This is a genomic window from Pseudokineococcus sp. 1T1Z-3 (genome assembly GCF_037482365.1).
In the GTDB taxonomy this organism is placed as follows: Bacteria; Actinomycetota; Actinomycetes; order Actinomycetales; family Quadrisphaeraceae; genus Pseudokineococcus.
In genome coordinates this window covers 210,325-228,226 of record NZ_JBBHZF010000001.1, presented here as the reverse complement: position 1 = coordinate 228,226, position 17,902 = coordinate 210,325, and the positions used below count along the sequence as shown (strand labels likewise).

The 17,902-nt window shown below is 74.1% G+C and carries 16 protein-coding genes, 1 tRNA gene and 1 pseudogene; 5 read left to right on the top strand and 13 right to left on the bottom strand.

What is annotated here, in order from left to right; translation table 11 throughout:
* Window positions 1–7: 7 nt before the first annotated feature.
* From WDV86_RS00990 to WDV86_RS00980, 3 genes are all read right to left on the bottom strand, one after another.
* Entirely contained in the window at window positions 8–961 is a 954-nt protein-coding gene (locus tag WDV86_RS00990) for an NAD(P)-dependent oxidoreductase (protein WP_339565721.1), read from the bottom strand.
* Between the two features lie 120 nt (window positions 962–1,081).
* On the bottom strand, window positions 1,082–2,569 hold the full coding sequence (locus WDV86_RS00985) for a four-carbon acid sugar kinase family protein (protein ID WP_339565720.1): 1,488 nt from the start codon (window positions 2,567–2,569) through the stop codon (window positions 1,082–1,084).
* Between the two features lie 114 nt (window positions 2,570–2,683).
* Window positions 2,684–3,424: a FadR/GntR family transcriptional regulator gene (locus WDV86_RS00980; protein WP_339565719.1), complete on the bottom strand. Its 741-nt coding sequence runs from the start codon at window positions 3,422–3,424 to the stop codon at window positions 2,684–2,686.
* Window positions 3,425–3,633: 209 nt separating this feature from the next.
* Between WDV86_RS00980 and WDV86_RS00975 the strand changes: the two genes are divergently transcribed.
* A complete protein-coding gene (locus WDV86_RS00975; protein WP_339565718.1) occupies window positions 3,634–4,866 on the top strand; it encodes an oxidoreductase in 1,233 nt (410 codons plus the stop codon).
* A gap of 130 nt (window positions 4,867–4,996) precedes the next feature.
* On the opposite strand, the gene WDV86_RS00970 is transcribed toward WDV86_RS00975, so the two are convergent.
* A complete protein-coding gene (locus tag WDV86_RS00970) occupies window positions 4,997–5,605 on the bottom strand; it encodes a GNAT family N-acetyltransferase (RefSeq protein WP_339565717.1) in 609 nt (202 codons plus the stop codon).
* A gap of 192 nt (window positions 5,606–5,797) precedes the next feature.
* Window positions 5,798–6,613, bottom strand: a complete 816-nt coding sequence (locus WDV86_RS00965; RefSeq protein ID WP_339565716.1) for a class I SAM-dependent methyltransferase — start codon at window positions 6,611–6,613, stop codon at window positions 5,798–5,800.
* A 230-nt stretch (window positions 6,614–6,843) separates the two neighbouring features.
* Here WDV86_RS00965 and WDV86_RS00960 point away from each other — a divergent pair, with 230 nt between their 5' ends.
* A complete protein-coding gene (locus tag WDV86_RS00960; protein WP_339565715.1) occupies window positions 6,844–6,969 on the top strand; it encodes a hypothetical protein in 126 nt (41 codons plus the stop codon).
* A gap of 16 nt (window positions 6,970–6,985) precedes the next feature.
* On the opposite strand, the gene betC is transcribed toward WDV86_RS00960, so the two are convergent.
* A complete protein-coding gene (gene betC, locus WDV86_RS00955) occupies window positions 6,986–8,521 on the bottom strand; it encodes a choline-sulfatase (RefSeq protein WP_445262892.1) in 1,536 nt (511 codons plus the stop codon).
* 61 nt (window positions 8,522–8,582) lie between these two features.
* On the opposite strand from betC, the gene WDV86_RS00950 reads away from it, so the two are divergent.
* Entirely contained in the window at window positions 8,583–9,488 is a 906-nt protein-coding gene (locus tag WDV86_RS00950) for an SUMF1/EgtB/PvdO family nonheme iron enzyme (RefSeq protein WP_339565895.1), read from the top strand.
* Window positions 9,489–9,605: 117 nt separating this feature from the next.
* Here the strand turns inward: WDV86_RS00950 and WDV86_RS16145 are convergent.
* The 3 genes and pseudogenes from WDV86_RS16145 to WDV86_RS00930 all read right to left on the bottom strand — a co-directional run bounded on the left by WDV86_RS16145 (window position 9,606) and on the right by WDV86_RS00930 (window position 13,205).
* Window positions 9,606–11,620 (bottom strand): annotated as a pseudogene (locus WDV86_RS16145) (BCCT family transporter).
* A gap of 129 nt (window positions 11,621–11,749) precedes the next feature.
* Window positions 11,750–11,822: transfer RNA gene (locus tag WDV86_RS00935), tRNA-Lys, on the bottom strand.
* A gap of 63 nt (window positions 11,823–11,885) precedes the next feature.
* Window positions 11,886–13,205 carry a polysaccharide pyruvyl transferase family protein gene (locus WDV86_RS00930; protein WP_339565713.1) on the bottom strand — a complete coding sequence of 440 codons (1,320 nt, stop codon included), beginning with the start codon at window positions 13,203–13,205 and terminating at the stop codon, window positions 11,886–11,888.
* Between the two features lie 260 nt (window positions 13,206–13,465).
* Here WDV86_RS00930 and WDV86_RS00925 point away from each other — a divergent pair, with 260 nt between their 5' ends.
* The gene (locus WDV86_RS00925; protein WP_339565712.1) at window positions 13,466–13,684 is read left to right on the top strand and encodes a hypothetical protein; all 219 of its coding nucleotides are present in this window, start codon (window positions 13,466–13,468) and stop codon (window positions 13,682–13,684) included.
* Window positions 13,685–13,769: 85 nt separating this feature from the next.
* Window positions 13,770–15,089, top strand: coding sequence for a hypothetical protein (locus WDV86_RS00920; RefSeq protein WP_339565711.1), 1,320 nt, complete (start codon window positions 13,770–13,772; stop codon window positions 15,087–15,089).
* Here WDV86_RS00920 and WDV86_RS00915 read toward each other — a convergent pair.
* From WDV86_RS00915 to WDV86_RS00900, 4 genes are read right to left on the bottom strand one after another with little or no spacing between them, the layout of a single operon-like run.
* Entirely contained in the window at window positions 15,056–15,859 is an 804-nt protein-coding gene (locus tag WDV86_RS00915) for an ABC transporter permease (RefSeq protein ID WP_339565710.1), read from the bottom strand. The genes WDV86_RS00920 and WDV86_RS00915 overlap by 34 nt on opposite strands.
* Window positions 15,856–16,842 carry an ABC transporter ATP-binding protein gene (locus tag WDV86_RS00910; RefSeq protein ID WP_339565709.1) on the bottom strand — a complete coding sequence of 329 codons (987 nt, stop codon included), beginning with the start codon at window positions 16,840–16,842 and terminating at the stop codon, window positions 15,856–15,858. Before WDV86_RS00910 ends, WDV86_RS00915 begins: the two co-directional genes overlap by 4 nt.
* Window positions 16,839–17,183, bottom strand: a complete 345-nt coding sequence (locus WDV86_RS00905; protein ID WP_339565708.1) for a transcriptional regulator — start codon at window positions 17,181–17,183, stop codon at window positions 16,839–16,841. The genes WDV86_RS00910 and WDV86_RS00905 overlap by 4 nt, the downstream gene beginning before the upstream one ends.
* A complete protein-coding gene (locus WDV86_RS00900; protein WP_339565707.1) occupies window positions 17,180–17,827 on the bottom strand; it encodes a hypothetical protein in 648 nt (215 codons plus the stop codon). Before WDV86_RS00900 ends, WDV86_RS00905 begins: the two co-directional genes overlap by 4 nt.
* Window positions 17,828–17,902: the final 75 nt, after the last annotated feature.

Genomic DNA, 17,902 nt, shown 5'->3' with positions numbered 1-17,902 from the left:
CGACGGGTCAGTCCTCGGCTGCTCCTGCGTCGCTGCGCTGCGGCCGCAGCACCCGCAGGAGCGCGGAGTCGTCGAGCTCACCCATGCCCTGGGTGGCTCCGAGGAGGAACAGCTGCTCCGCCGCGGCCGCCGTCGGGGCGGCCACGTGGGCGGCGCGGGCGGCGTCGCCCACGATCCCGAGGTCCTTGACGAAGATGTCGAGGCGGCTGAGCACCTCCGCGCCCCCCTCGGAGTGCGCCTGCAGCATCCGCGGGCCGCGGTTGCCGAGCATGAAGCTGTCGGCGGCGCCGGCGGTCAGCGCCTCGAGGGTGCGCTCCAGGTCGAGCCCGAGGCTGTCGGCGAGGGCCAGGGCCTCCGCGGCGGCGGCGACGTGGACGCCGCACAGCAGCTGGTTGACGGTCTTCAGCGCCTGGCCGTCACCGGGGCGGTCGCCGACGACGGTGAGGGTCGAGGCGAGCAGGTCCAGCACCGGCGCGGCCTTGGCGCGGGCCGCCGGCGTCGCGCCGACGACGACGAGGAGGTCGCCCGCCCCGGCCCGGGCGGGGCCTCCGGACAGCGGGGCGTCGACGACGTCGACCCCGAGGGCCTCGAGCCGCTCGACGACGGCGACCAGCGCGCTGACGCCGACGGTGCTCGTGAGCAGGACGACGGCGCCCTCGGCGAGGTGCTCGGCGACGCCGGTCTTGCCGAACAGCACGTCCTCCAGCTGGGCGCCGTCACGGACGGCGAGCAGCAGCGCGTCGGCGCCCTCGACGGCCTCGGCGGCGCTGGCGAAGGGCGTGACGCCCCGCTCGCGGGCGAGGTCGAGGCGCGCCTCGGCGATGTCGAAGCCGCGGACCTCCAGACCGGTGGACAGACGGGTGGCCATCGGCAGGCCCATGGCGCCGAGGCCGAGCACGGCGACGCTGCGGACGGGCGCCTGCTCGTCGGTCGAGGAGGTGGGGGCGGGTGTCTGGTCCATGGAGACCTCCAGAGGTGGTCGGTCGGTGCGAGGAGGCGCCGCCGGCCCCAGGGCGGGGGCATGCGGCCGGCGGCGCGATCGGGGGCCGGGGCCGGAGGTGTCGGCCGCGGCCGGTCTGGGTCAGCCGACGACGGAGGCGGCTGGCTGGCTGGTCGGCGGCTGATCCGCCACCGCCGGCTCGGACGTCGCCGTCGAGGCCTGGACGAGGCGGCCGACGACCTCGGCGAGCCCGTCGTCGTCGCCGACGTTGCCGGGGAAGACGACGTAGGGCACCCCGGCTGCCGGCCCGTCGGCGGGCTGCCACAGGGAGACGAGCCCAGGCAGCATCGGCCCGCGCACGACGGCGCGGTCGATGCCGAGGCCACGGGTCGCGACGTCGTGGGAGGTGATGCCGCCCTTCGCGACGACGAAGCGCGGTGTGCGTGCGGCGACGACGCGCGAGACCACCTCGACGACCGCCGCCGACACCGAGCGGGAGAGGGCCAGGCTCGCGTCGGCGTCGTCGGCCGTCACGAGGTCGCGGCTGGTCTGGACGAGGACGTGCCCGCTCGCGAGGGCGCTGATGGCCTGCTCGACGACGTCGTCGAGGTGCCCGCTGCGCCGCTCGTCGTCGACGACGGCGGGCACCGAGATCTCCAGCACCGCGACGTCCGGCTCGGCCTGCAGCAACCGGTCGCGCTGACGGGTGGTCAGGCCGGTGTGCGAGCCGACGACGACCAGGCCCCCGGTGCCCTCGGCGACCGCCGGCGGGACCTCGACGTCCTCGACGACCGGAGGGGCGTCCTGGCCCACGCGGGCCCGCACGAAGGCGGGCCCGGTGCGGTACAGGAGGGAGAGGCCGTCGCCCTCGAGACGGGCGCAGGCCAGCGCGGTCGTCCGCAGGTCGGACTCGGTGGCGGCGTCGACGGCGACGACGGCGCCGGGGTGGGCCGAGCGGAGGAGGTCGACGACGGCGTCAGGCCCGCGGCGGACCAGGTCGAGGTCCAGGACCACCACGTCGCCAGCCCGCACCGCGCCGGCGGTCTTCTCCCGCACCCACTCCGGCAGGTGGGAGCTCTTGTAGCCGAAGGTCGCGTCGGCGGCGAACTCCGACGTCCCGACGGGCACGAGCTCGCCGTGCTCGCGGGTCCAGTGCGTGCCGTGGACGGTCACGCGGCCGGCGTCGGGGAAGGCCGGCACGAGGAGGACGAGGTCGGGGCGGGGCTGCCCGGCCGCCTGCAGCTCCTCGGCGATGACGTCGGTCTCCAGCGGGAAGTGCCCGCGGAGGGTGGAGTCGCTGCGGGAGAGGAAGGTGACGCGGTCGCCTCGCTCGGCCGCGGCGGCCAGGGCCGCGCGCACCACCTCCTGCGTCCGCGCCCGCGTGGTCCGCGGGTCCAGGCTGCGCGAGTTCGTGAGGACGTAGAGGGCGGGACCGCCCTCCAGCGCCCAGGCGAGGTCGTCCTGCTGCCAGCGGGTGAGGACGGGCAGGTTCGCCACCGACTGGGTGCCGGTGGGGTCGTCGTCCAGCACGACGAGCGTCGTGCCGGCAGCGGCGACGGCCTCGGCGACCTGGGCAGCGGTGACCGACGTCTCGGGGGCGGTGCCCGCGAGCACGTGCTCGAGCTTCATTGCTCTCCTAACGGTGGGACATCAGATATCTGATGTCTACTGCTCAGCGGGGGACCGGTCAAACCGACCCGTGGTCGGGCGACGGGCGACGGGGCCCGTGGTTTTGGCGGTGTCTCAACGGGCCATCGGCGCCTCCGACGCGGGTGCCCCCGCGGGCTGCCGGAGCACGTGCCGGCGCAGGTCGCGCTCGGTCTGGTCCATGTGGGACTCCATGGCACGCCGGGAGGCGGCCGGGTCGCCGGTCCGCAGGGCGGCGAGCACGCCCTCGTGCTCGCCGATGGCGTTGCGCTGCACCGGCTCGTGCGAGGAGGTCTCGGTCCTGGCCTCGTGCAGGAGCCGGCCGAGCGGCTCCATCACCACGCGCAGGAAGACGTTGCCGCTCGCGCGCAGGACGACGTCGTGGAAGGCGATGTCGGCGCGGACGAAGAGCCCGAGGTCGTTGCTGGCGTGCGCACGTCGCATGTCGGCCAGGTGGGCGGCCATCTCGGTGAGGTCGGCCTCGACGGCATGCTCGGCGGCCAGCTCGGCCGCGCCGGTCTCGATCATCCGGCGGACCGCGACCAGCTGCAGGGACGCCGACTCCTCGCCCGGACGTCGAGAGGTGCTGCGCAGCAGCAGCTCCAGGCCCGTCCACTCCGACGTGGGGGCCACCTGGCTGCGTCGTCCGCGGACGCCGCGGACGACGCCCTGCGCCTGGAGGACCTTGAGCGCCTCCCGGGCGGTCAGCCGGCTGACGCCGTACCGCTCGGCGAGGTCGGCCTCGGGAGGCAGCTCCGAGCCGGGCAGGAAGGGCCCGTCGACGACGTCGTCCGACATCCGCTCCACGGTCGCCTCGACGAGGGACTGGCGTGCCACGCCTCCACCTTCCCCTGCGTCGGTGCACCGGTGCTCGCGTCGACCACCGTGGTCGACGTGGCGCTGAGCCTAGGCCGACGGGCTCTCGTGCGTCCGGGGACGCTGTGAGGACAACGTCACACGGTGCTGCCTGCGCGTCACGCAGAGGTGACGGACGCCCTCTTCACTGCGGAGCACAGCTCTCCTCCTACCCCTCCCAGGAGACCACCGTGGCCGACCTCTTCTCCCCCTTCACGCTCAAGGGCGTGACGCTGCGCAACCGGATCGTCATGTCGCCCATGACGATGTACCGCTCGACGGACGGCCGCGCCGACGACTTCCACGTCATGCACATGGGCGCCCGCGCCGCGGGCGGCTTCGGGCTGCTGTTCCCCGAGCAGATCGCCATCACCCCCGACGGGCGCACGACGACGCGCTGCGGCGGGCTCTACGACGACGACCAGGTCGAGGGCTGGCGGCGGGTGTGCGACCTCGTGTCCTCCATGGGCGGCGTCAACGCCATCCAGCTCGGGCACACGGGCCGCAAGGGCAGCGAGGTCGCGCCGTGGGAGGGCGGGTACCAGCTCCCCGCCGACCACCCCGACGGCTGGGAGACCCGGGCGCCGTCCGCCATCCCCTTCGGCGGGGACCACGACCACCCGGTGCACGAGCTGAGCGTCGAGGAGATCCACGCGCTGCACCGCTCCTACGCCGACGCGGCCCGCCGGGCCGTCGACGCCGGGTTCGAGTGGATCGAGATGCACTACGCCCACGGCTACCTGGGGGCCAGCTTCTTCTCCCCGATCTCCAACCAGCGCACCGACGCCTACGGCGGGAGCCTGGAGAACCGCGTCCGCTTCCACACCGAGGCGCTCGACGCCGTCCGAGCCGCCATCCCCGAGCGCATCCCGCTGACGATGCGGCTGGGCGCCGACGACTTCAACCCCACCGGGGCGACGATGGACGACGCCGTCGCCGCCATCGCGATGATGAAGGAGCACGGCCTGGACCTCGCCGACATCTCCTTCGGCATGAACACGACCGAGATGGTCGACCCCGTCTTCGGCGACGAGGCCGGCTTCGTCCCGCGGGCCATGCGGGTCAAGGAGGAGGTCGGCATCCCCGTCGGCGTCAGCTGGAACCTCGGCCGGCCGCAGGTCGCCGACCAGGTGGTCCGCGCCGGGCTCGACCTGGTGCTGCTCGGCCGCCCGGCGCTGGCCAACCCGCACTGGCCGGTCTGGGCGGCCCGCGAGCTGGGCCACGAGGCGCCCTTCTCGCTGGTCCCCGAGGACTACGGCTGGTGGCTGGAGAACTTCCGCGGCCACGCCCCGAGCATCGGCTGGCCCGAGGTCGTCCCCGCGGCGAGCGCCGCCGGTGGGGGAGACGTCGACTCCGACCTCGCCTCGGCGGGGGTCTCGGCCGCGACGGACGCCGTCGACGTCACGCAGGAGCGCGCCGCCTGACGCGGACGTCTCCTGCTGGCGCGAGGGCGACGACGTGGTCGACGAGGGCGACGACGTGGTCGTCGTCGAGGCCTTCAGAGGACCACGTCGTCGCTCCCCACCGGCGACGGCGAGCCGTTTCCCGGACTCCCTAGCGACCGACCGCCCGGAGGAGCTGGCGGCAGGTGTAGACGCGGGCGAAGCGCTCGCGGAGCGTGGCCTCGTCCTCGGGGCGCCCGTGCACGAAGGCGTGCACGGGCTCGCTCAGCCCGGCGGGGGTGGCGAAGCCGGTGAGGTCGTCGCCGTCCCGCACGTGGACCTGCGGGTAGCGGTGCTGCTCGACGAAGCCGTGCCGCGCGTACCAGCCCAGCGCGGCGGGGTCCTCCCGGGTCCAGGCGTCGAGGGTGACGACGCCGCGGGCGGCGAGCTGCGTGAGCGCCGCCTCCAGCAGCGCGGTGGCGACACCGAGGCCCTGGTGGTCAGGGTGGACGCAGACGGTGTCGATGGTCGCGGCGTCGCCGTCGACCTCGACGTCGAGGATGCCGACGACGACGTCGCCGGTCGGTGCTGGGGAGATGGCGACCAGCTCGACCGACGGGCCGGGCAGCGGGCCCCGGCTCGGTCGGACGTCGTCGTAGTACTGCGACCCGAGGAAGGCGAGAACCCGGCACCGCAGCCAGCTCGCCTCGTCCCGGGGCTCGAAGGGGCGCACGGAGACCTCGGGTGCGGAGGCGTTGGACGGAGTGGGGTGAGCAGGCACGGGACTCCTCGTCGTCGAGTGCGCAGGGTCGGCGACGGAGGCCACCGACGGCGGCCACCGGCGGCGGCTGCGCGGGGGTGCGGGTGGGAGAGAGCTCACCTCGACGTCATGGCAGGAAGCTCTCACGGTGGAGCAGCGCCCGGCGAGCGACTCTCGCCGACGGCTCACCGCGGCACCCCAGCCGACGCCCGCTCACCGCCGCGCGACGAGGGAGAACATCAGGGGGCACTCGGGCGAGCCGGGCGGCAGCGCGAAGCCTCGCTCGGTGCGGTCCATCCCGGGCAGGGCCGCCCACGGCATGGTGCGGTGCTCACCGAAGGCCTCGATGCGCAGGCCCGCCTGCAGGACGGCGGTGAGGACCTCAGCGAGGTGGTGCGGCCACTCGTAGGTGACGTCGGCCCGGGCCGGGGCGGCGTAGGTGAGGCCGTCGGAGATCTCGACGGGTGTCTCGCGCGCGAAGTAGGGCTTGCCGAGCACCAGCTGGCCGTCGTCACGCTCGTACTCCAGCGCGTAGAGCATCGGGTGGGCGTCGTAGACCAGGAAGACGCCGCCGGGGCGCAGCAGCCGCGCCACCGCCCGGGCCCAGGAGTCGAGGTCGGAGAGCCACGCGAGGACGCCGACCGAGGTGAGGACGACGTCGAACTCCCGGCCGAGGACGTCGGGGGCGTCCTCGTTGCGGCACCGCACGAAGGTGACGTCCGAGGTGCCGGCCCGTGCGGCGAGCGCGCGGGCGGCCGCGACGGCCTCGCCGGAGAGGTCGGTGCCGACGGCCCGCGCGCCGCGACGGGCCAGGCTGATGGTGTCGACGCCGATGTGGCACTGCAGGTGGACGACGTCGAGACCCTCGAGCGACCCGCCGGGCAGGTGCGGAGCGAGCAGCTGCACCTCGGTCTCGGCGCGCAGCGCGGTCGGGTCGTCGGCGAAGGCCTCGGCGCCGTAGGCCACGAGGTGGTCGGCGACGCGCCCGTCCCAGGCGTGGATGTTGGCGGCGACGGGGTCGGTGCTCACGGGGCGAGCGTGACATCGCCGGCCCGACGGCCGCAGCCGACGTCCGCTCGGTCGATGACTCGTGGCCCCGCTGGACCGTGGGCGCTGCGACACAACATGCCGGTCAACAGTCAAGGCATCTTTCGAGGAGGTCGCGTGGCGAGGCGTGAGCTCGTCGACGACGACTTCTGAGCTCCACGTCTGGACGTGGCTCCCCGGTCAGGCCGAGCCTGTCCTGGCCGGCCGGGAGGGTGGACCAGCTCGGACCGCTCGTCACCCTCGACGCGCGTCTGCCGGCGGCGGACGAGCGAGGTCTGCGCGAGAAGCAGGTCTTGCCAAGGGCGGCCTTCTTCGACGACGAGAGCCCACTGATGTGACGGGGGACGTCGTCGATCACCGTGACGGGTCGGGGACGGTGCCGTAGCCGAGGGCGTCCCAGAAGTCCCCGCGCACGTACCGCTGCTCCGGCGGTGGCTCGTGGTCCCAGTGCGACACCCGGCCCCGGCCCAGGGCGTCAGCCACCAGCTGGCGGTCGGCCTGGCTGGCGAGGACGCCGGCCTCCAGCGCCTCGAGGTCGTAGCGGTCGGCGAGGGCCGTGCGCAGCCGGCACGCCGTCTCGGCGTAGGCGGGGTCGGCGGCCCGGTTGTGCAGCTCGCCGGGGTCGGTCGCCAGGTCGAAGAGCTGGTCGGGGTCACCGGGGCACAGGACGTACTTGTACGGGCCTCGGACGAGGGTCAGCTGCGGGTGGTAGGTGCCCTCGGCGAGGTACTCCAGGACGACGTCGCGGTCCTCCGGTCCAGCCTGCTCCGCCTGCTCCCGGCGGACGGACTCGAGCAGCGACAGGCCCGGACCCGGGGCCTGCGGTGCTCCGGCCAGCTCGACGAGGGTAGGCAGGAGGTCCACCAGGGACACCGGGTTGGCGAAGCGGCCCGTCGGGACGAGGTGCCCTGGCCCGGAGATGATGAGCGGGACGCGGGCGGACTGCTCGTAGGGGGACATCTTGAACCAGAGCCCCTTCTCGCCGAGCATGTCGCCGTGGTCGCTGAGGACGACCACCACCGTGCTCTCCGCCAGGCCGAGCTCGTGCAGGCGCCCCACGATGCGGCCGACGTGGTCGTCGACGTAGCTGACGGCCGCGTAGTAGGCGCGCCGGGCCCGACGCACGTCGTCGGCGCTCGGCTCCCGGACGTCGAAGCCGCTCATCGTCCGCAGGCGGTGGGTGTGCGGGTCCTGCTCCGGGTCCGGGATCTCCGGGTGCGCCGGGTCGGGGATCTCGACGTCGGCGAACCGGTCCCAGTGCTCCCGGGGCGGCTCGTAGGGGTCGTGCGGGTGGATGAACGACGACACCATGAGGAACGGGACGGGCTCCTCCGCCGCCTGGTCCGCCCGCACCCGGTCGGCGAGGTGCCGCAGGGAGCGGAAGAGCACCTCGTCGTCGAAGTCCTGCTGCACGGAGGCCTTCGAGACGCCGGCGGCGAAGACCGCGTCGGCGTCGTGGTACCACTGCAGCCGCTGCTCCAGCGGGCGGCCCCAGTCCGGGACCATGTCGAGGTCGGCGGGGTAGACGTCGGTGGTCAGCCGCTGCTCGAAGCCGTGCTGCTGGTCAGGCCCGACGAAGTGCATCCGGCCGACGAGTGCCGTGTGGTAGCCGACCGCGCGCAGCCGGTGGGCCAGCGTGGGCGCCGTCGCGGCGAAGTCGTCGCCGTTGTCGTGGCAGCCCACCTGCGAGGGCATCAGCCCCGTCATCATCGACGCCCGCGACGGCGCGCACAGCGGCGAGCTGCAGTACGCCCGGTCGAAGACCGCGCCGGTCTCGGCGAGGGCGTCGATGTTCGGCGTCCTCGCGGCCTCGTCGCCGTAGGCGCCCAGCGCCTGCGCGGCCATCTGGTCGGCCTGGACGACGACGATGTTGGGTCGCCGCCCGGTCACGGACGTGCCGTCGGGTGGGAAGGTGTGCGCACAGGGCGGTCGTACCAGGAACGGGGTGCTCATGGGGTGCTGCGGGCCGGCCCGCGCGCCGGACGACGGGGTCCACGGACCGCTCGCCCGTCCGGACGCCCGTCTCCTCGGGCGGCTGGCCGCCGCCGCGCCGGAAGAGCTGCGGATGGTCGGGCTCGCCGGCGGCGCCTTCCGGATGGGCAGCGAGGACGCGGCCGTCGACCCCCGGGACGGCGAGGGGCCTGTCCGCGAGCGGCGGGTCGGCCCCTTCGCCATCGGCGCCACGACGGTCACCGTCGCCCAGTTCGCCACCTTCGTCCAGGACACCGGGTACCGCAGCGATGCGGAGCGGCTGGGCGACGCCTCGGTCTTCGCGGGACTGGTGCCCGCGCGGCTGCGCGCGAGCAGCCGCGTCGTCCCCGAGGCGCCGTGGTGGCGCCGGGTCGCGGGGGCCTGCTGGTTCCTGCCCGAGGGCCCAGGCTCGTCGGTGGAGGGGCGCACGAGCCACCCCGTCACCCAGGTCTCCCAGCACGACGCCCTTGCCTACGCCGGCTGGCTCGGGGCCCGGCTGCCGTCCGAGGCGGAGTGGGAGCTGGCGGCCCGGGGCGGCCTCGACCAGCAGCCCTACCCGTGGGGGGCCGAGCGCGAGCCGGGCGGGGTCCCGCGGATGAAGACCTTCGCCGGCCGCTTCCCCGACGCACCCGCCGCCCCGGTGGGCACCGTCCCGGCCGACGCCTTCGCCCCTAACGCCTACGGGCTGCACAACAGCACCGGCAACGTCTGGGAGTGGACCGTCAGCCCCTTCAGTCCCACCGACGCGCGCCCGGTGCTGCGCGGGGGCTCCTACCTCTGCCACGACTCGTACTGCCGGCGCTACCGCACGTCCGCGAGGGTCGCGGCCACCTCGGACACCGCTCTCGGGCACACGGGCTTCCGCCTGGCGGTGGACCGGGCCTGACCGGCGCGGCTCAGCACCCCACCCGCCGCCCCAGCCCGCCGGGCCGTCTCGGCCAGGACGACGCGGGCCGCGACGCCGTCCTCGTGCTCGTCCACGGGGCGCCCGGGCCGGCAGGCTTCAGCGGTCCGCCGCGCGGGACGGGGCTCGCCCCGCGGCGCTCTCGTCGGCCGCCGGGTCCGGCGGGGAGCCTGGCCGGCTCTCCGGGGCCGGGCCGGTCCCGCTGGCATAGCCGTCGGCCCACCTGCCGGTCGCGAAGTCGTAGTCGACGGGCTCGCCGTCCTCGTTGCGGCGCTGGTACCACTCGGTGTACTCCGCGCTGCGGGAGTCGACGCCCGCGCCGGCACCGCGGTCGCTCTCGGTCCGGCCGACCTGCATCCCGAAGTCGTCCCCGTAGCGCCCGATGCCCTCGGTCACGGCGTTGTCCACGGCCTGGCGGGTGTAGCGCTGCCGCAGGGCGATCGGGTCGGTGCGCAGCTCGCGGACCCAGGCGAACACGGCCAGCAGGAGGACGAGCGCGAACGGCACGGCGGTGACGATGACGAGCTGCTGCAGGCCCTGCAGCGCGAGGCCGTCCCCCAGCGTCAGCATGACGACGGCGATGCCCGCCATCACCAGCCCCCAGAAGACGACCACGGGGCGTGGGGGGTCCTGGGAGCCCTGGGTGGTGAGCATGCCCATGACGATCGAGGCGGAGTCCGCCGCGGTGACGAAGAAGATCGCCAGGATCGCCATCGCGACGAAGGGCAGCCACGTGGCGACCAGGGGCAGGTTGTCGATCATGGCGAAGAGCACCTCGGGGGCCGCCATGTCGTCGGAGAAGCCGGGCGCGCCGTCGCGGTACATCGAGATGGCCGTGCCGCCCATGATCCCGTACGCGACGAAGATGAGCGTCGAGGGGATGAAGATCGTGCCCAGGAGGAACTGCCGGATGCTGCGGCCGCGGGAGATGCGGGCGATGAAGATGCCGACGAAGGGCGCCCAGGAGATCCACCACGCCCAGTAGTAGACGGTCCAGGCCGACTGGAACTCCTGCGTGTCCTCGCCCCAGGACAGCGACCTGCTCATCATGTCGAACAACGACCCGAGGTACTCCATGATCGCCGACGGGACGAGGTTGAGCAGGAAGAGGGTCGGGCCGAGCGTCAGCATGACCAGCAGCATCGCCACCGTCAGCACGATGTTGGTGTTCGACAGGTAGCGGATGCCCCGCGCGACGCCCGAGACCGCCGAGACGACGAAGCACGCGGTCAGCACTCCGATGATGAGGACGAGGACGGTGTTGGTCGTCTCCCCGCCGCCCGACACGATGCTGACGCCGGCGCCGATCTGCAGGGCGGCGATGCCGAGCGCCGCGGCGGTGCCGAAGAGCGTCGCGACGATGGCGAAGATGTCGATGAGCTTGCCGACGACGCCGTCGGTGGCCCCGAGCCGAAGAGGCTGCGGAAGATCGAGGAGACGAGCAGAGGAAGTCCGCGGCGGTAGGCGACGTAGCCGACGGCCCCGCCGATGACGGCGTAGATGGCCCAGGCGTGGAAGCCCCAGTGGAAGAACGTCTGCGCGAAGGCGTGGTGCAGCGCGTCGACGCTCTCAGCCTCGTTGGTCAACGGCGGCGGGGTGATGAAGTACGTCAGCGGCTCCGCCGGGCCCCAGAACAGGACGGCGACGCCCAGCCCGGCGGCGAAGAGCATCGCGGTCCACGAGAAGGTGCCGAACTCCGGCTTCTCGCCGTCCTTGCCGAGCGGGATCTTGCCGTACGGGGACAGCGCGACGGCCACGAGAGCCACGAGCACCACGACGGCGACGAGGTTGAACATCCAGCCGAGCGACGTCGTCGACCAGTCGTAGGCAGCCTGGGCGGCGCTGGCCACCGACTCGGGGGAGGCGATGCCCCAGACGACGAAGGCGACGGTCAAGGACCCGGCGACGACCAGCACGAACCTCGACACCGAGTAGCGGCGGCGCTGCTCGTCGATGCCGATGCCCGGCACCAGGGCGGGGTGGGTGTTGTGCGGGTACCGGTAGTCGAGGCTCCCGAGCGCGTCCTCCGTGCGACGCACGGACCGGCGCAGGGCACCGCCGCGGCCCGTCCGGGTCTCCGCCGCCGGCGGAAGGTCTCTCGCGTCAGCTGACATGACGTGCACCTTTCGCGAGTCGACAGGGTGCGCGGACCGTAGCCTCCGCCCGCCGTCGGGTACAGGGGGTCCAGCCGGCCCGGGGCGCTCCGGGAGGGGCAGGCGACGGTGCGGCTGACCCGCCCCGGGTGGGCCCCGTGGGGCTCGAACCCACAACCCGCGGATTAAAAGTCCGCTGCTCTGCCAGTTGAGCTAGAGGCCCGTGCGACCTGCCTGTCGCCGGGGCCACCGTACGGCGCTGCGGCGGGCGTCGGGCCGCGCCAGGTCAGGCGGCGTCGAGGCCGGTGAAGTTGACGCCGGAGAGCGTCCGCGCGTGGGCGGCTCGGGCTCGGAGGTCGGTGCTCGCCCCGACGCGGCCGTCGAGGACGTCGTCGAGCAGGCGCGCGAGCTCCGCGCCCATGCCGGGGCGCGGGGGGACCGAGAGCGTCGGCGTCCCGAAGACCTCCATGAGGCCGTCGACCTTGCCCTGCGTCGACAGGCACACGGCCGGGACGCCGCGGGAGAGCGCCATCACCGCCAGGTGCATGCGACCGGTGAGGACGGCGTCGGCGCGGTCGACGAGGCCACGGACCTGCGCCGGGTGCGGGAGGCCGTCGACGAGCAGGACACCGGGGTCGCCGGCGAAGCGGTCGGCCAGGCGCCGGACCTCGGCGACGTCGTCCCCGCCGGGGCGCTGCACGTGCGGCAGCAGGACGACGAGCGCGCCGCGACGACGCAGGTGCTCCACCGCGACGACGTAGTCGCCCAGCTGCTCCATCCGCGCGCCGACGAGGCCGCTGGCGTTGACGACGACGACCGGTGCGTCGCCGGCGCCGTCGAGGAGGCCGTCGGTGAGCGAGGGGTCGAGGTCGTCGGCCGCCGAGAAGACCGTGTCGACGACGTCCTCGACGCCGCTCATGCCGGCGTCGCGCATCCGCTGCGCCGACTGCGGGTCTCGTGCCAGCAGCCGGGTGCCCCGGTGGCCTGCGCGGGCGAGCGCGCGGACGCACGCCCGGTGCGGGGTGGCGCTCCAGCTGAAGCCGAGGACGCGCGAGGGCAGACCCCGGCGCGCCGCGACGTCGACGAGGAACGCCAGGTGGGACGCCGGCCGGTGGCCGTAGCCGCCGTCCATGAGGTCGGCGCCGACGACGGAGACCGAGCGGGCGGTCCCCAGCAGCGCGGCGAAGCGGGCGACGTCGCGCACGTGAGCAGGCCCGCCGCCGTAGACGAGGTCGCGCAGCCCGAGCACCCGCACCCGGGCGGCGTGCTCGCTCGGCACCTCGACGTCGTCGACGTCGCGCACGAGCAGGACCACCGGCCCGACCGTCCCGCGCAGGAAGGCCTCGACCATCGCCTGGTCACCGACGTTGCCGGCCCCCGGCGGGCACACCAGCAGGTGCGGGGCGTCGTCCTCGAACGTCGTCCCGGTCCGCCGGCGCGAGGCCCGTGCCAGCACCAGGCGGTCCAGTGGGTGCAGCAGACGAGGGCTCGCGTAGACGTCGAAGACGCGCTCGCGCGAGGACGCCGCCAGGGCGCGGACCCGTCGCCGCGTCGCCGTGGTCCGCCCTGGTCGGGTGTTCCGGTGCGTCGGGGTGGGCGCGGTCATGGGGGTGCTCCCAGCTCGTGCGGGTGTGTCCGTCGTCTCCTTCGGACCCGCGGGCGCCCAGGACGGGTACAGGTGCCGGGTACGACCACACCTCTCGGGCGTCGCCCCGGGGTGGCAGGCCGGTCGGGTGCCCCGGGGTGCGGCCGCGTCATCGTGTCACCGGACGGGACGGAAGAGTGCTTGAGGACGTCGACCCACCTGCCGATACCACCTCATCGCCGGGGGGAAGGTCTCCGGCGCCTCCCAGACGAGGACCCGTCATGACCGTCACCCGTTCGCCCATCGCGGTCCGTGCCGCGGCCGCTATCCCCGCCCAGCGCACCGCCTCGCTCGCCCAGCGGGTCTGCTACCTCCCGCACTGCGGCGCCCCGGCCGAGCTGCGCGTCGTCGTCAGCGGCATGGACTGGTACCGCTGCACCGGCTGCGGCATCGAGTACCCCGAGGTCGCCTACGCGCAGCGGCCGGTCGCAGGGCGCTGACGGCCCGGGACCACGCACGTGTCGCCAAGACCCCCAGCTTTGCCCTGCTGCACGTGAGGCTCCGGCCGCTGCTGCCCCGTCGTCGGTGGTCGCTGCGATGGTGCCGGCGCGGGTGCCGACCGGTGCCTGCATCGGCACGGTGAGGTGGGACGAGATGGGTGAGGTAGCGCAGAAGGCGCGTGGCGACGTCGGTCGCGAGGAGGGGCCGGCGGTCGCCGGCGACGTCCAGAGGATGGTGTCGTCCGTCGCCGTCGTCATCCTCTTGGGAGGGGGCCTCTTCTTCTTCACCAGAAGTATTGTCGTCGCGTTCACCGGTGACCCGGAGACGCCCTTCCGTGCCATCTGGGCGGACAACGAGACCGACCTGCCACGAGAGCTCGCCGTGGCCGTCAGCTCGACTCTTCTCGTCTTCGTGGGGACGTTGACGGTAGCGGTCGTCTCGCTGCTCCGACAGCTGGAGGGTGCGGACGACACGACGAAGTCCATGCGCTCCGGCTCCGATCTCGTCACCCTCGTAGCTGTCGCGACGGGGGCCCTGTCGGTCGCTCTCACGATGGACCAGCTGACGTCCGCTCCGCTGAGAGCCACTGGCATGGTGCTCGTGTCGCTCAGCCTGCTCACCGCGATCGCCGCCGCAGGGTGCCGCAGGCTCCCGACCGCGGACGAGAGGCAGCACCGGCAGGCACTCTTGGCCCGCCGGCGCGAAGCGGTCGGTACTTTCCTCGGACGCAAGGAGGACAAGGAGAGGGTGAGAGCGGCGGGTCGACTTCTTGATGCCCGAGAGCTCGTGCTTCCCCTCGCGCTCGTCCTCGCGAGTTCTGGTACGGCAGCCCTGCTGGCTCGTGCCGCCATGCCGCCGGCCCAGGTGGCCTTTCCTGCGCTGCCAGCCATCAGCGTGGGCGTGGCCCTGGCGACCGTCGTCGTGCCGGCTTACATGCGCAAGGTCCGGCTCGAGGGAGATCGAGTCGGCACGTTCATAGACGCCACCCTTGTGGTCTTCTCCTCCACCTACCTCCTTCTGCTCGTCCTCGTCCAGGGTGTCCTTACGCCCGTGGCGGCGCTGCTGCTGCTCGTCGGCGCCGTCGGCCCGGGCGCCGTTTATCGCTGGTGGGTCCGGCTGAGGCGAGGCGGCCGAGATCACCTGACTCTCTGGTGGGCCATCAGGTACCAGAGGCGACTTCAGGCGGCCCTGTCGAGGTCTCAGGAAGCCGCTGCTACGGCACGCGCAGCACCCTCGGTCGACGGGTCTGAGCAGGAGAGATGCATGGAGGGAGAACCGGCAGGTAAGACGTCGGCATCGAACGAGCCTGTCGAGGACGAGGGCCGTTCACCGTGGAGCTCGGTCACCATCTCGGTGCGCTTCTCCGGCCGTCACCGGAACCGCCGCCCTTCGTCGCGCCGGTAGGCGAGGACGGCGAGCGCCGCGGTGAGCAGGACCCAGCCGGCGAGCACCGGGAGCGCCGTCACGGGCAGGTCGACGCCGGTCGCCGCGGACACCACGAGGTCGCGGCCGGCTCGGGTCGGCAACCACGTGGAGAGGGCGTCGAGCCAGGACGGGAAGGTCTCGGGCGGGAGGAAGAGCCCGCCGCCGAAGGCCAGCGGCAGGAGCAGCAGCTGCGCCACGGCCAGCGCCGCCTTGGTCGGCAGGCCGTAGCCGATGGCGAGTCCCAGCCCGAGCATCGGCAGCGCCGCGAGCGCCAACGCCCCGCCGGTGAGGAGCAGCCGGCTCGCCGGCAGGGTGGCGGCCGTGAGCAGCGTCGCCAGGACGACGACGGGCACGAGCGCGACCAGCGCGAAGCCCAGGCCGTTGAGCACCCGACCCGCCAGGCGCGGTGCCGCCCCGACGGGCAGCGTGCGCAGGTAGGAGTCGTAGGGCAGCGCCCGGTCCTCGGCGACGCCGACGCCGTAGGTGAACAGGCACACGCTGACGACGGCGAACAACGAGATCTGGGCCGCCGCCGCGGTCGCCTGCGCGGGGTCCTGCGCGAAGGGTTGCGGCACGACGAAGAAGAGCAGCGTCAGTGCCGGGAAGACGACCGTGCCCACGACGGCGATGGGCACGCGCACGGTCTCGACGAAGAGCGACCGCGTGTGCAGCCAGGACAGCCGCAGGACGCCGCGGCCCTCGGTGCTGCCGCGGCCGGCCGGCGGGCGGGTCGGGTGCAGGGTGCTCATCGCAGGACCTCCTGGGCGTGGGCGCCGGCACCGGCGGCAGAGGGCGTCGAGGTGGTGGACCCGCCGGCGGCGCTCCGGGCCGGCGCGGCCCCGCCGGTGGCCGTCACGGCGAGGAACGCCTCCTCCAGCGACGGCGAGGCGACCTCCAGGCCGGTGAAGGCGACGTCGTCGCGGACGAGACGGCGCACGAGGGCGTCGGCGTCGGTGGTCCACAGCTCGTGGACGTCGCCCTCGTGGGTCGAGCGGCTCACGAGGGCGCGCCCCAGGTCGGGGACGTGGGGCGCGTGCAGGCGCACGCGCCGGGACGGCACCGCCGAGCGGACCTCCTCCAGCGAGCCGTCGACGAGCACCCGGCCGCCGTCGACGACGACGACCCGCTCGGCGAGCGCCTGCACCTCCTCCAGGTAGTGGCTGGTGAGCACCACGGTCCCGCCGGCGGCGTGGTACTCGCGGACGGCGTCCCACAGGTCGTGGCGGGCGTCGACGTCCAGGCCCGTCGTCGGCTCGTCGAGCAGCACGAGCCGCGGTCGCCCGACGAACGCGAGCGCCACGGCGAGCCGGCGCTTCTGCCCGCCGGACAGGCCACCCGTCTGGCGTCGCCGCAGGTCGGCGAGGCCGAAGCGGTCGAGGACCTCCGGCGTCGGCACCGGGTCGGGGTAGTGGCCGGCGACGACGTCGACGACCTCGCCGACGCGCAGCGTGGGCGGCAGGCCGCTCTCCTGCGGCGTCACGCCGAGACCGGTGCGGGCCACCGGGTCGGTCGGCGCGCGGCCGAAGAGCTCGACGCGGCCGGACGTCGGCCGGCGCAGCCCGCAGAGCAGCTGCAGCAGCGTCGACTTGCCGGCGCCGTTGGGGCCGAGCAGGCCGAGCAGCTGGCCGGCAGGGACGTCGAGGGAGACGTCGACCAGGGCCACGACGTCGCCGTAGCGGCGGGTGGCGCCGACGGCCCGGGCGAGGACGTCGGGGGCGACGGGCGCGGTCATCGGGAGACCTCCCGGTCGGCGGATGTGCGGGTGACGGGCTCCAGCAGCGCGCGCAGCGCCGCGGTGTGGTCGGCCAGCGCCTGGCGGCCGCGGGGGCTGAGGCAGACGTAGGTCACCGGCGTCCGGCCCCGGTGGGTCTTCTCGACGTCGACGTACCCGGCGTCCTCGAGCTTGCGCAGGTGGGCGCCGAGGTTGCCGGCGGTCAGGTCCTGCAGCTTCTGCAGGCGGGGGAAGGAGATGCGGTCGCCGTCCTCGAGCGCGGCGAGGCTGGCGACGAGCCGCAGCCGCGCGGGCGCGTGGATCAGGGGGTCGAGCTCGGGGACCTCGTCGACGGCGGTCATCGCGGCGTCCGGTGGTGCAGCGCGACGACGAGCGCCGCGACGAGGAAGCCACCTCCACCGAGCAGGCCCATGACGAGGTAGTTGGTCGGGTACCCGGCGAGGGCGCCGGCTGCGCTCGTCCCGAGGATCCACACGCCGAGGGAGTACTGCGCACGGTCCTGCCACAGGGTCCCGCCGGCGAGGTACAGCAGGCCGACGACGAGCCCGGACAGGGCGGGGGAGAGGACACCCAACACCTCTGGCGAGGCACCCGCCATGGCCACCGAGGCCGTGAGCGCACCCACGCCGCCGAAACCGAGCAGCCAGGCCCACCCGTACATGGCTCCCTGCGTGCTCGTGGTCCCGACGACGCCGGAGACGCGTCGGCTGATGTGGACGCCCGTGACGACCACCGCGAGCAGGAGCAGCCCGCCGAAGACGCCGCCGGCGACCGGGCCGGGCAGCACGAGCGGGCCGGTGCCGGTCGCCGACGACCACAGCGCGAGGAAGCCGACGAGCCAGGCGACGCCCCAGACGCCGTAGACGAGCCGGACGTCGGGCTCGAGCGCCCGAGCGGTGCGGCTCCGCTCGGCCTCGAGCAGCGCGAGCGACTCGCGCGGGTCGGGCTGCGCCGTGGGCTGGTCGTCGTGCGCTGGGCTCGTCATCGCTGCCTCCAGAGTGGTCTGCCGTGCAGAGCGCGCACCTGCTTTGTAGCGCAGAGCGCTCTGGGACGGCAAGAG

Excerpts from the sequence above, each read along its gene's own strand:
- WDV86_RS00915 (WP_339565710.1), bottom strand. The coding sequence starts at position 15,859 with ATGAGCACCCTGCACCCGACCCGCCCGCCGGCCGGCCGCGGCAGCACC.
- WDV86_RS00900 (WP_339565707.1), bottom strand. The coding sequence starts at position 17,827 with ATGACGAGCCCAGCGCACGACGACCAGCCCACGGCGCAGCCCGACCCG.
- WDV86_RS00990 (WP_339565721.1), bottom strand. The coding sequence starts at position 961 with ATGGACCAGACACCCGCCCCCACCTCCTCGACCGACGAGCAGGCGCCC.
- WDV86_RS00950 (WP_339565895.1), top strand. The coding sequence starts at position 8,583 with ATGGGGTGCTGCGGGCCGGCCCGCGCGCCGGACGACGGGGTCCACGGA.
- WDV86_RS00925 (WP_339565712.1), top strand. The coding sequence starts at position 13,466 with ATGACCGTCACCCGTTCGCCCATCGCGGTCCGTGCCGCGGCCGCTATC.
- WDV86_RS00985 (WP_339565720.1), bottom strand. The coding sequence starts at position 2,569 with ATGAAGCTCGAGCACGTGCTCGCGGGCACCGCCCCCGAGACGTCGGTC.
- WDV86_RS00905 (WP_339565708.1), bottom strand. The coding sequence starts at position 17,183 with ATGACCGCCGTCGACGAGGTCCCCGAGCTCGACCCCCTGATCCACGCG.
- WDV86_RS00910 (WP_339565709.1), bottom strand. The coding sequence starts at position 16,842 with ATGACCGCGCCCGTCGCCCCCGACGTCCTCGCCCGGGCCGTCGGCGCC.
- WDV86_RS00930 (WP_339565713.1), bottom strand. The coding sequence starts at position 13,205 with ATGACCGCGCCCACCCCGACGCACCGGAACACCCGACCAGGGCGGACC.